Source organism: Chryseotalea sanaruensis, assembly GCF_003990915.1.
GTDB lineage: Bacteria > Bacteroidota > Bacteroidia > Cytophagales > Cyclobacteriaceae > Chryseotalea > Chryseotalea sanaruensis.
The window spans coordinates 160,438-173,204 of record NZ_BHXQ01000003.1; the positions used below are offsets into that span (position 1 = coordinate 160,438).

General features: G+C 37.3%; 10 protein-coding genes. 6 read left to right on the forward strand and 4 right to left on the reverse strand.

Going from position 1 to position 12,767, the window contains the following annotated elements:
* Nucleotides 1-70: 70 nt before the first annotated feature.
* The gene (locus SanaruYs_RS08630) at nt 71-1,972 is read right to left on the reverse strand and encodes a CocE/NonD family hydrolase (RefSeq protein ID WP_127122154.1); all 1,902 of its coding nucleotides are present in this window, start codon (nt 1,970-1,972) and stop codon (nt 71-73) included.
* Between the two features lie 79 nt (nt 1,973-2,051).
* Here SanaruYs_RS08630 and SanaruYs_RS08635 point away from each other — a divergent pair, with 79 nt between their 5' ends.
* From SanaruYs_RS08635 to SanaruYs_RS08660, 6 genes are all read left to right on the forward strand, one after another.
* Complete coding sequence (locus SanaruYs_RS08635) at nt 2,052-3,068, forward strand: alkaline phosphatase D family protein (protein ID WP_127122155.1); 1,017 nt, start codon at nt 2,052-2,054, stop codon at nt 3,066-3,068.
* Between the two features lie 53 nt (nt 3,069-3,121).
* Nucleotides 3,122-4,951, forward strand: a complete 1,830-nt coding sequence (gene nadE / locus SanaruYs_RS08640; RefSeq protein ID WP_127122156.1) for an NAD(+) synthase — start codon at nt 3,122-3,124, stop codon at nt 4,949-4,951.
* A gap of 74 nt (nt 4,952-5,025) precedes the next feature.
* Nucleotides 5,026-6,141: a prolipoprotein diacylglyceryl transferase gene (locus tag SanaruYs_RS08645; RefSeq protein WP_127122157.1), complete on the forward strand. Its 1,116-nt coding sequence runs from the start codon at nt 5,026-5,028 to the stop codon at nt 6,139-6,141.
* A gap of 82 nt (nt 6,142-6,223) precedes the next feature.
* The gene (locus SanaruYs_RS08650) at nt 6,224-7,627 is read left to right on the forward strand and encodes a BamA/TamA family outer membrane protein (protein ID WP_218022405.1); all 1,404 of its coding nucleotides are present in this window, start codon (nt 6,224-6,226) and stop codon (nt 7,625-7,627) included.
* A 52-nt stretch (nt 7,628-7,679) separates the two neighbouring features.
* Complete coding sequence (locus SanaruYs_RS08655; protein WP_127122159.1) at nt 7,680-8,486, forward strand: PorV/PorQ family protein; 807 nt, start codon at nt 7,680-7,682, stop codon at nt 8,484-8,486.
* Complete coding sequence (locus SanaruYs_RS08660; protein WP_127122160.1) at nt 8,483-10,531, forward strand: ComEA family DNA-binding protein; 2,049 nt, start codon at nt 8,483-8,485, stop codon at nt 10,529-10,531. Before SanaruYs_RS08655 ends, SanaruYs_RS08660 begins: the two co-directional genes overlap by 4 nt.
* A 7-nt stretch (nt 10,532-10,538) precedes the next feature.
* Here the strand turns inward: SanaruYs_RS08660 and SanaruYs_RS08665 are convergent, their stop codons facing one another.
* From SanaruYs_RS08665 to SanaruYs_RS08675, 3 genes are all read right to left on the reverse strand, one after another.
* A complete protein-coding gene (locus SanaruYs_RS08665; RefSeq protein ID WP_127122161.1) occupies nt 10,539-11,786 on the reverse strand; it encodes a cation:proton antiporter in 1,248 nt (415 codons plus the stop codon).
* A gap of 137 nt (nt 11,787-11,923) precedes the next feature.
* Nucleotides 11,924-12,130 carry a hypothetical protein gene (locus SanaruYs_RS08670; protein WP_127122162.1) on the reverse strand — a complete coding sequence of 69 codons (207 nt, stop codon included), beginning with the start codon at nt 12,128-12,130 and terminating at the stop codon, nt 11,924-11,926.
* A 25-nt stretch (nt 12,131-12,155) separates the two neighbouring features.
* Complete coding sequence (locus SanaruYs_RS08675; protein ID WP_127122163.1) at nt 12,156-12,752, reverse strand: L,D-transpeptidase family protein; 597 nt, start codon at nt 12,750-12,752, stop codon at nt 12,156-12,158.
* Between the last annotated feature and the right edge of the window lie 15 nt (nt 12,753-12,767).

Consider the following 12,767-nt stretch of genomic DNA (forward strand, 5'->3'; position numbering starts at 1 on the left):
GAATTACAAATCCTAAAAAACAAAAGTAGCGCTTGCCAAGCAAACGCTACTACGTTTTCACATCAAATTTTTACTTTTTAACATCAATTCTAGCCTTCATCTTTTGTTCGCCACCTACCTCAACTACAGAATTGCCATAGACTTTAATGATAGCTTTCACAAAGTCTTCCTCATTGGCCTTGTAAATGTTATCTACATACTTTTGTGGATTGCGATCTACGTAAGGGAACCAGGTACTGTGAATCTGAATCATCATCTTATGTCCTTTCTTGAAAGTATGCAGCACATCTTGTAAAGCGAAATTCACATCTGTAATTTCATCTGGTTTAAATGGCTCTGGTTTTTCAAAACTGTTTCTGAACCGTCCTCTTAAAACCTCACTGCGCACCAATTGCTGATACCCTCCCATTTTTACATTCTTAGGATTTTTAGAATAGTTTGGATGATTAGCCGGATATACATCAATCAGTTTTACAAAAAAGTCAGCGTCCGTACTACTTAAAGCCACTTTCAATTTAGCCATTATTTCACCGGCCACAGTTATATCATCGGTCAATACTTCCGTCTCAAAAGTAAGTACATCTGGTCTTCTTGATGCTTCACGCTGATCATCGCTCATGAAAGAACGTGGGGTAAAGGTTAAGCCTTCGGTTTGGGATGTGTAAGGTACTGGTTTGGCAGGATCGCTGATGTACTCAAAACTGGCTTTTTCATCAATTGGTTTATTAATGGAAAGTTGACCTTTCTCACCAAAGTACAAACGCAACGGAGCAACGTCTTTAGGAGGCCACACATCAAATTTCTTCCACTCCTTCTTTCCTGTATCAAACATGTAAGCTTCTGGTAGATTTGCAGTTCCTTCTCCCTTTAAATGAAACGCGAAAAATTTGCGTTCAATTTCCCGTTGATAGAAAGTAGAGATACTATCACCAAAATAAATGTGGTTGTGATAATGCTGACCCTGTTCATTTGCCCAGTCACCATGACCCCAAGGCCCCATAACAATAGTGTTGTATGCACCTGGACTTGTATTCTCAATAGTTTTGTAAATGTTTAATGGGCCGTATAAATCCTCAGCATCAAACCAACCACCAACGGTCATTACTGCATGCTTCACATTTTTCAAGTGTGGCAATAAATTTCGCTTCTGCCAGAATTCATCATAATTAGGATGGTCTATTATCTGCTGCCAGAAAAAATTATCATTGTGGTAATCTTTCGTAATATTTTTAAGCGGCCCTTGCGCTAAATGGAAGTCATACCCATCGGAAATGGTTTGGCCATAAAAGCGCATGAGCTTATCCATGTACCAATCTTCTTTGGTCTGCTTATCTTTTTGATAACCGAATACTGCAAAAGCGGCAGTATAACTCTGAAGGTAGGCACCATTGTGATGGAAGTCATCAAAGAAAAAATCGGAGATGGGTGCCTGAGGTGATGAAGCTTTTAATGCTGGGTGTGCATCGGGTATGGCAGCAGCCGTATAAAAACCCGGATATGAAATACCAAACATACCTACCTTGCCATTGTTCCCCTTAATATTTTTGATCATCCAGTCAATAGCATCGTAAGTATCAGAACTCTCGTCAATTGCTTTTTTATCCTTAACATTATTACCCGGAATATTTGGGGTCATATTATTAAACTCTCCTTCGCTCATATAACGACCACGTACATCCTGAAATGCTAAAATGTACTTATCCTTTATTAAGTAAGGTGAGGGATGTGAGTAAGTCTTCCAATCTGCATAGGTAGATGCATTGTAACAAGTCCGGTTTAACAGAATGGGATATGTCTTGCTCTTATCTTTAGGGACATACAATAAAGTATGAAGTCGTATACCATCGCGCATTGGGATCATATATTCTACCTGATCGTAATGCTGGCGCATATAAATCGAATCTTGTTTTATATCTTGCGCGCCTGCGAAAGAAAAGGCGCAAACCAATAGCAAGGTTACCAATTGTTTCATAAGTTAAATTTGATGGAATTTAACAATAAGATAATTAGTAAAGCAATTGTAAAACGATAAGCGGTTCTATTTTAATGCCATGAAAAATATCATTATACTTGTTTTAAGTATTGTTTCATTTCAAACTAACGCTCAGGAGCATTTTAAAATAGCTTTTGGCTCATGTTCCAGACAATACCTTCCCCAACAACTTTGGGAGGAAATTGTGTCTCAACAACCAGAAATCTGGATTTGGGGTGGCGATAATATTTATGGGGACTCCCACGACATGACTTTCATTGCAGGTGAGTATAAAAAACAGAAAGAGAATCCCGGTTACCAAAACCTGCTGGCAACCTGCCCTGTTACTGGCACCTGGGACGACCACGATTATGGCATTAACGATGGCGGAAAAAATTTTTCTAAGAAAAAAGAAAGTAAAGTATTAGCCGCTACTTTTCTCGGTTTTGACGAAAGCCATTCTATTTGGAAACATGAGGGCCTCTACAACAGCATTTCGCTTAAAAAAGGCGAACGAAGTATACATATAATAAATCTCGACACACGCTATTTTAGAGACACCATTAAAAAAGTGTATTACATAGACTCCCTTACCAAAAAAAGTACTTACCGATACCCCGCAAATCCAGAAGGTGATATGTTGGGGGAAGCTCAATGGCAGTGGTTCGAAAATGAATTGAAGAACACAGACGCATCTCTCTTCATTATAAATTCCAGCGTACAACTGCTTGCCGAAGAACATCGTTTTGAGCGTTGGGCCACATTACCACAAGCGCAACAACGCTTTTTCGATTTACTGAAACGTTATCTGCATAAAAAGGTAATTGTTATCAGTGGCGACCGTCATATTGCGGAATTATCAAAGCGAAATATTGAGGGGTTGCCCTACCCTCTTTTTGATTTTACTGCCAGCGGACTTAGCCATACCTGGAGTGAAACCTGGGAAGAAGATAATAAGTACAGAATCGGTGAACTGATTATTAAACGAAATTTTGGAATCCTAGATATAGACTTCTCAAACTCGGGTACACTTGTCACCTTTAAAGTAATAGGAGAAAATAACGTTGTTTTGAGTAAGCACCAGACAAAATTTTGATACATCTAAACGATATTCGCATCTGATTTGTTACTTTGAGTAATTTACAGACTGTGAGAAAATTGATCCTAGCAGGTGCTACCCTTAACCAGACGCCATTCGACTGGAAACATAATGTAGCCAACATAAGGCATGCCCTCGAAAAAGCTAAAAGTAGCAAGGTAGATTTGCTTTGTTTTGCTGAGCTTACCCTAACGGGATATAGCTGCGAAGACGTATTCTTAAGTGAATGGTTAGCCGAGACGGCATGGAATAAATTACTTGAGGTTGTAGCGTATTGCGATAACATTACTGTAGCAATAGGTTTACCCGTTCGCATAGATGGCAAAACATACAATGGTGCCTGCCTTATTCACAATAAAAAAATACTAGGCATTACTCTTAAACAAAACCTGCCCAAGGATGGCATACACTATGAACCAAGATGGTTTGAAGCCTGGAAATCCGGGGAAGTAATAACCATAGAAAGAGCTGGAAACAAAATTCAGGTTGGTGACCTGGTTTACGATGTAAATGGGGTACGCATTGCTTTTGAAATTTGTGAAGATGCATGGGTGCTCACTAACCGTCCGGGCGAACGCTTATGTAAGCAAGGTGTAGATATCATCCTAAATCCAAGTGCTAGTCATTTTGCCATGAGCAAAAGCAATATTCGCGAAGAATTAATTAGGAGTAGTTCAGAGAAATTCAATTGCACATACCTCTACGTTAATCAGTTAGGTAATGAAGCTGGCAGAATTATTTATGATGGTGATGTTATTCTTGCTCAGCGTGGTGAAATAAAAGCACTTAACAGACGATTGACCTTCCAACACAATGACGTATTGTACTGCGATGTAAATATTGATGACACCAACGCCACTATACCTGCAATAGAAATCGATAGCAAAGAAAAGAATGAAGAATTAGCACAGGCTGTATCTTTGGCACTCTACGACTACCTGCGAAAGAGCAAGGCCAAAGGATTTGTGTTGTCGTTAAGTGGCGGAGCGGATTCATCAATCATTGCAACCTTTGTGGCCGAAATGGTGCGAAGAGGTATTCATGAACTAGGTGCTGAGAACTTTTGCAAAAGTCTTGGTCTGCCATTAGAAAACAATGCAAAAAAAGTAGTAGGGCAAATATTGACCTGCGTTTATCAGGGTACAAAAAATTCGTCAACCCACACCCTACAGGCAGCCGAAGAATTGGCTAAATCAATTGGAGCAACCTTTCACCATTGGTCAATTGAAGAAGAGGTTAATTCATATTCCAGCAAAATTGAAGAAGCGCTAGGTAGAAGTTTAAGTTGGGAAAAAGATGACATTGCTCTGCAAAATATTCAGGCACGCTCACGCTCTCCTATTATTTGGATGCTGGCCAATATTAAACAAGCCTTATTGCTTACTACTTCTAACAGAAGCGAAGGTAACGTTGGTTATGCCACAATGGATGGTGACACCTCCGGAAGTCTGGCTCCCATTGCTAGCTTAAGCAAACCCTTTGTTTTACAATGGCTGCAATGGGCTGAGCAAGAGCTTGAGTATAAAGGACTAAGCTTTGTAAACGATTTAAAGCCAACCGCAGAATTAAGACCATTAGAGAGGCATCAGACAGATGAAGCTGATCTTATGCCTTATGGAGTATTAGAACAGATCGAATTATTGGCTATAAAACAGCGTAAATCGCCAAAAGAAGTTTACAGTACGCTGAATAATGGCAATGAAGATGAGGTATTGAAAAGCAACATCAAAAAATTCTTCCGATTATGGTCAATTAACCAATGGAAACGAGAGCGTTTAGCCCCCTCCTTCCATTTAGACGACCTCAATGTGGACCCCCGCTCTTGGTGTCGCTTCCCTATTCTTTCCGGAGGCTTTGATGAAGAGCTAAATACCCTATAATTAAGGCGTTAAAAAGCTGCTAACAAGTGGTTAAAGCCATTTGTGCTTTCCCATTTGTAATTATATTTGTCGTTATGACTTATCTGACTTACATCATTTGGAATGGTTCTCCCGAAATTATCAACCTGGGGGGTATTTCGCTTCGCTGGTATGGATTGCTTTTCGCACTTGGCTTCTTAATTAGCCAGCAGGTTTTATACTATATCTATAAAAAAGAGGGCAAGCCGGAAAGTGATGTTGATACGCTGACTATTTACATGATCGTAGCGACCATATTAGGAGCTCGCTTAGGCCATGTCATTTTCTATCAACCTGAATTATTTTTAGAAAATCCACTCAGCATAATCCTTCCTGTCGAATTTTCTCCAAAGTTCAGGTTTACAGGCTTTACAGGCCTGGCTAGCCATGGAGGTGCATTTGGTATTTTATTTGCCTTATGGTTATACGCAAGAAAGAAAAGACCTGGACAAAGCTATTTACAGGTTGTTGATAGAATTGTAATTGTTACCGCTATTACTGGTGCATTAATTCGTTTTGGCAATTACTTCAACTCCGAAATTATTGGTAAACCTACTGAATCAAATTATGGCGTTGTCTTCGCCAGCAATGTAACAGACCTTATCAAGTTTGATGGATACGTGGAAGATGTCGACTATGTAGCTATTGATACCGCTGCTAATGTTGGCCCTGCAAAACCGGTAAAAATTCTGCTTACTTTTAAACAAGATGAAACCTATACAGAAGATCAACTGAATAGTTATATCAGCGGACGTCTGCAGTCCATGCTTTCGTATAATACAGGTATTGCAGAACACGTTTATCAGTCCGGTGCATTGCGTTATCGCTTAGGTAAAGAAGGAAATCAATACCATGCAATATTATACACTAATATGATACCACGTCACCCCGCACAATTGTACGAATCAATTTCATGTGTATTATTGTTTCTTCTATTATTCTGGCTATGGAGTAAAAAGAAAAATGAGCTAGCTCCTGGTAGTTTACTAGGTATATTCTTAATTGTATGCTTTGGCTTACGCTTCGCTTATGAATTCCTAAAAGAAAATCAAGTTGCCTTTGAAGATGAACTTACCCTTAACATGGGGCAGATTTTAAGTATTCCTTTAGTTATTGCTGGTGTGGTGCTCTTAATCTACTCATTAAAAAAGAACAAAGAACAAAGCGTTTAGTCGCTTTAAAAGCTAAAGTAACGGATCGGTAGAAGTTGTAAGCATGTGGGCCCTGAGAATCAGTTTTATTATTTGTGTTTGTATGCAATGCATTACTGATGCTCAGGGTGCATTTGATTCTACACGACAAAAAAATAAGAATAGATTAGCCGTTGACACCTCAAATATTCTAACCATTAATCGAATTCTGATTGTGGGGAATAAAATTACACGTGATTTTATTATTGAACGAGAGCTGACTTTAAAAACAGGCGACACAGTAAGTACGCAAGCGCTTACGCTTATTATCGAAAAAGATAAAAGCAAATTACTCAACACAAGATTATTTAATACCGTAAACATGCGACCGCTGGATTACGGAAATGGTTACGCAGATTTATTCATAGAAGTAAGTGAACGCTGGTATACCTTCCCTGTACCTATAGTAGAATTAGCAGATCGAAACTTTAATGAGTGGTGGCAAAACTATAATCACGATTTCAGAAGGTTGAATTATGGTCTCAAATTATATCAATATAATTTCAGAGGCAGAAATGAGACTATGTTACTAACAGCCAAGTTTGGTTTTACCAAAGTATTTAAGCTTAGTTATCGAATGCCCTACCTTGACAAAAAACGTAAACAAGGATTAATTCTTGATCTCAATTACGATGAGAGAAAGAATCTGGCATTTCAAACCCTTGGCAACATATTAGAATTTGCACGAACTGAAAATAATTTAAGAACTACACGTGGCGCATCACTCACTTATACATATCGAAATTCATTTTACCATTTTCATGGATTTAGTATAGAGTATACTAAAAATACAGTGAGTGATTCATTGATAAGCCTTAATCCAGAATACCTTGGTAATAATGCTTTACGCAGCCAACAGTTTACAACACTAGGCTATCAGTACATTTATGAAAATCGTGATTTTGTAAGCTATCCCTTAAAGGGAAGTTTTTTATCTGCAGCATTACGCTATCAAGGTGTATTTGCTAAAGATGATATCAATCGCTCTGACATGAATATTACCTATGCACGCTATCTTTCCCTAGGTAAAAATTACTACCTGTCAAACTACTCCAGTGCATACTTGAGTATGCAAGACCAATTACCCTATGCCAATTATAGCGCACTGGGTTATAACAGACAATTTGTACGTGGCTACGAAGTTTACTTAATTGAAGGACCACAGTTTGCTTTTAACAAAACAACTTTTAAGAAGCAGATTTTTTCACATGTCTTCAGTCTTGGTGGTCGACTTGAGCAATTTCAAGAAGTACCACTAACTATTTATGCTAAAACATATGCAGATTTTGGTTATGTCTGGAACTATCCCGGTTATGTTAATGGAAGACTACTCACAGACAAGTTAATCAATGGCGTGGGCTTTGGACTAGATTTTGTGAGCTCCCACGATGCTACCATGCGTTTGGAATACTCCTTTAACGGAGAAGGTGAGCAAGGATTTTTCTTTCACTTGAAAAAAGAATTTTAAAATCAATTTTATCATGTAACAATTATTTAACTTCGGTTAATAATAATTGTTTGTGCAGCACTTAGTATCCACTACGCTATTTGTAATATTATTTACAACTGCTTACGGCCAACAGATTGGAGGTCGAACAGCAGGTATGGCATACGCATCTTCTTGTATACAAGATGAGTGGAGTCTGTTTAACAATGTAGCAGGTCTCGCATCACTAGAACAAGCAACCGCCACATCAGCTTATGATGCTAAACCAAGGTTAGAAGGTGCCAATCGCAGTGCAGTAGCAATTGTCTTACCCACTAAAATTGGCGTATTGGGGGCAGGTGCTTTACATTTTGGTGATAAATTTTACAATGAACAATTACTCTTGGTAGGTTTCAGTAATCAACTTGGACTTGCTTCATTGGGTGCTACAATAAACTACATACAATATACCGCATTGGGTTTTGGCACAAAGGCAATATTAACAATTAGCGCAGGCGGTATAGCAGAACTGAGTAAAAGTATATCGATAGGCGCATATATTCTAAATATCAATCAGCCTTTACTTTCAGAAATTGAAGATGAAAAAGTACCAACAAGATTAAGTCTTGGTATAGGCATAATACCTACAAAAAAAGTACTACTAAGCACTGAAATCTCTAAAGAAATAGATCATAACGCCACTTTTAAAACAGGGATGGAATACAAAGCCACTAAAAAGTTTTCTACAAGAACAGGCTTTTCACTTTACCCAAACAATATTTTTTTTGGAATTGGATTTACTCAAAGTAAACTAAGCATAAACTATGCTTATCAATATGCCCTTACTGGACTAGGAGAAAGCCATCAGGCTTCGTTGACCTATAAGTGGAAAGAGAGATGAAGAAACTATTGTTTATTGCGTATCTAATTCCTTGTTTTAATCTACAAGCACAATTCATAAACCGGAAAGATGTTGACGTACAAAGTCTTATAGATGAGTTAATCAGCTATCAGGATGAAGATGCCAACTACGAGGAACTTTACGAAAATTATCTTGATCTACTCAATCATCCACTGGATATTAATAATGCCACAACAGAGCAACTAAGAAATCTCTATATTCTAAATGAATTACAAGTCAACAGCTTGATAAAATACAGAGTCGAAAATGGTGCGCTATTATCTGAGTATGAACTACAATCCATTCCCAATCTCGATTTACGAAGTATAGAAAAGATTTTGCCCTTTATAATTGTTAGAAATCCGGAAGAACAATTGAATAGCAAACTTCTTAAGCGTATTCGTTACAACCCAAATAACTATTTAGTAGTACGATCAGAACTAGGGCTTGAAACACGCGCAGGCTTTAAAGAAGATGATAGTCTACGCAGATTTCTAGGTCATCCTCAAAAATATTACTTACGCTACCGTAATAGCATAGCCAACGACTTTAGTTTTGGTATAACCGCAGAACAAGATGCAGGCGAAGCTTTTGAATGGATTCCACATAAAAAACAATTTGGATTTGATTACTTATCCTTTCATGCTCAAATACAGAATAAGGGAAAAATAAAAAATTTAATCGTAGGCGACTATCAACTACAATCAGGACAAGGCTTGGTGTTAGGCGGTGCGTTTGGCACTGGTAAAGGGGGAGAAACAATAAACAGTATAAGAAGAAGCAATATACTTGCTGTGCCTTTCACTTCTGCTTTAGAAAATTTTGGTCTGCGTGGATTAACACTAACCTATCAGGTCAAACCTACAATTCAATTGACCCCCTTCATTTCTATTATCAACCGTGATGCTAACGTTTCAAACGAAAGCCTTGAAAACAATATAGTCTCTTCTTTGCAAAGTACTGGGTTTCACAGAAATATTAATGAACTTATTGACAGAAAAGTACTAAATGAAAAACGTATTGGTTTCACATCTCAATATATAAAAGGTGCCTTGCAAACTGGAATCATTTATCAATACATTAATTTCAATAAAGTTCTTTCACCTGCTGAAAATCTTTATAACCAATTTGCTTTTCGTGGTAAAGAAAATCAAACAGCATCTGCATTTGTTAATTATTCTTTTTACAATTTTGCATTTTTTGGAGAACTGGCTTATCAGAATCCTGCTACAATTGCTTTTGTTGCAGGCACGCTTGGTAGTTTATCTCCCTATTTTGATATAGCCATACTTGTAAGGAACTACCCACGTAACTTTTACACGTTTTCTGCCAATGCTTTTAGTGAAGCCAGTCAACCGAAAAATGAAAGAGGTTTGTATTGGGGATTAAAATATAAAATCCACAAACATTGGCAAACTTCCGCTTACATTGATCTTTTTGAATTCCCCTGGTTACAATTAAGAAACTATAGCCCGTCTCATGGATATGAATGGCTGTTCAGATTGCAGTATCAACCTACCAAAACAATTAATTATTCTTTACAATTACGCGAAGAATCTAAACAAAGAAACCTAACTATTGAAAATCCACTTTACCTAACTAGTCAAGGTAAAAAAAGAAATCTCTTTATAAACGTAGATTACACTGTAGCACCAAAACTTACCATGCGGAGTCGTATTCAATATACTCAGTATGAATTTAATCAAAACGCCACTCAAGGTATGGCAATTATTCAGGATCTGACTTATGATTTTGGTAAGCTAAAAATTAGTGGACGTTATGCGCTATTCAATACAGATGATTTCGATAACAGACAATATGCAATAGAAAAAGATATGTGGCTAGCCTATTCATTTCAGCCGTATGCTGGTGAGGGAGTGAGGCGTTACATACTATTACAATATGATTTCAACAAAAAGTTGAGCTTCTGGTTTCGCTATGCACATATTCGTATTAATGGTGTAGAAAGTATGGGCTCAGGACTCGATGCAATAGAAGGCAATGTACGCACTGATGTTAAATGCCAAGTGAGAGTTAAATTCTAAATTCTAGTCACACCTTCTGCTTCCTATTAATAAAAGTAATAAGCTTACCCATACTCAACCCTTGTACAACTATAGAAAAAACAACTACATAATACGTTGCTGATAAAAATAGATTCTGGTTAAGGTGAGTATCTATAGATAAGGCTAATGCAATAGACACACCTCCACGTAAGCCACCCCATACCAATACCGCCATTGTCCTACCATCAAACCTTTCAATTTTTGGAATCACCCACATGGGCAGCCAAATGGATACGTAGCGACTTAATAATACAATCAGAATACTGACAAGGCCAATTATCCAATCCTGCTGAATATTTGGAATTAATAAAAGTTCAAGGCCAATAATCATAAACAATATGGCGTTGAGAATTTCATCAATCATCTCCCAAAATTTATCCAGATAATCCTTATCGGTTATAGACATAGCCGTCTTTTTGCCATAATTACCAATAACAAGGCCCGCAGCAGCCATGGTGAGCGGCCCTGAAATATGTAAGAAACGAGTAATCATGTATCCTCCCATCACAATCGCAACCGTAATCAATACTGTAACCTGATAATCATTGATTCTCTTAATGCCTTGTGAACCTATATAACCGAGTAAAAAACCAATAACCAATCCACCAATCATCTCCTGAACAAACAAACCTGCCACATTTTTAAACGTGATATCAACTTCGCTTCCTTGTGCCAATTGCAAAAGAATAGCAAATAGTAAAACTGACACACCATCATTAAAAAGGGACTCGCCTGCAATTTTAACTTCAAGATGTTTACGAATTTTAGCTCGTTTTAAAATAGCAATAACCGCTAGTGGATCCGTTGGCGATATCAGCGCACCAAACACAAGGCATTGTATGAGGGGAACATCTAAACCAAGTTGTAACAATAAGGCATACATTAGTGAACCCACAAGAAAAGTAGATACAATAACCCCCAATGTTGATAAGATCAGGATTGGCAATTTTTGCTTTGCCAAGTCTTGCATACTTATGTGAATAGCTCCTGCAAACAATAAGAAGTTAAGCATTGCTCCCATCAGTACAGATGGAAAATCTATACTACTAACCAATCCTGAAACATAAGTTGAAAATACAGGATAGGTTTTACCAACTGCAATGAGTGCGATAGAGGTAATAATCGCCAAAAGCATTATGCCAATGGCAGGTGGCAATTTGAGATATCGACTATTGAGGTAAGAGAAGATTGCAGAGAGAACAATAAGTATAGAGAACGTAAAGTATAATTCCATAACGATGCAAGGGAATCCTCAAGATAGCAAAATAGTTATTATGTAATGACTAAAAAATCTACAACTGAAAATGTTCAACTAACAATAGCTGGTTGATGCTTAACTGGATAAATTCAGCAAAAGTCAAATCAGTTTTGTTAAGATAATTGTTTGGGACTATACTTCTTCTTAGCATACACGATTAGTCCAATAACACCAATGATTTTAGTGGCCTGCCCAAAGAAAGTACCAGCTACAAAACCCATATCAAAAGACGTAGCATTACTAGGGGATTTAATCAAGAAGGTGTACATAATGGAGAAAATTAATATTACTACCAATAGTTTAACAAACTGCTCCCTCATAGATTTTGTTATTCTAAATGTTAATTTATTTAAATATTTCTATCTCCATCCCAACAAAGACAAATTTATAAATCTCATCAATGTCCTTATTTTTTAACGAAACACAACCCAATGTCCAATTTTGCTTTTGGTCAATAGCATAGTCGGAACCAATAGGCACACCATGAATTCCAACCTCTCCTCCAATACTTGAGTTAACAGGTATTGCACCTTGTTTTTTAGCTTTTCTATGTTTCACCCACGATAATTCATTCGGGTAGTCAAACCAAATAAATTTAGACCAATATCTATGCGGATACATAGCTCTTATCTTAAAAATTCCTTCTGGTGTAGCACCATCTCCCTCTCTCAACTTATCATCAATGGCATTAAACCCAAATACAACTGGATAACTTTTTACAATCAAATTATCCTTTACTACAAACAATAAATATTTGGATTTAGAAACAACTATCTTCAAATCAGTTTTTTCCAATTTTAAAGAGTCCAGCAAATGACTTAACGAAAAACCATAATTAACTAATTCAAAGTCAGATTTAATATCTGCAGTAAAATCTACTTCTGTATGCTGACCACTACTTAAAAATGTAATGACGATTAATGGCAAAAAGAGAAATCTCATAGATAGTGTTTTGCT

Bases quoted from the DNA above. Each gene is read 5' to 3' on its own strand.
- SanaruYs_RS08645 (WP_127122157.1), top strand. From the start codon at position 5,026: ATGACTTATCTGACTTACATCATTTGGAATGGTTCTCCCGAAATTATC.
- SanaruYs_RS08670 (WP_127122162.1), bottom strand. From the start codon at position 12,130: ATGAGGGAGCAGTTTGTTAAACTATTGGTAGTAATATTAATTTTCTCC.
- SanaruYs_RS08650 (WP_218022405.1), top strand. From the start codon at position 6,224: ATGCAATGCATTACTGATGCTCAGGGTGCATTTGATTCTACACGACAA.
- SanaruYs_RS08675 (WP_127122163.1), bottom strand. From the start codon at position 12,752: ATGAGATTTCTCTTTTTGCCATTAATCGTCATTACATTTTTAAGTAGT.
- SanaruYs_RS08665 (WP_127122161.1), bottom strand. From the start codon at position 11,786: ATGGAATTATACTTTACGTTCTCTATACTTATTGTTCTCTCTGCAATC.
- SanaruYs_RS08660 (WP_127122160.1), top strand. From the start codon at position 8,483: ATGAAGAAACTATTGTTTATTGCGTATCTAATTCCTTGTTTTAATCTA.
- SanaruYs_RS08630 (WP_127122154.1), bottom strand. From the start codon at position 1,972: ATGAAACAATTGGTAACCTTGCTATTGGTTTGCGCCTTTTCTTTCGCA.
- SanaruYs_RS08635 (WP_127122155.1), top strand. From the start codon at position 2,052: ATGAAAAATATCATTATACTTGTTTTAAGTATTGTTTCATTTCAAACT.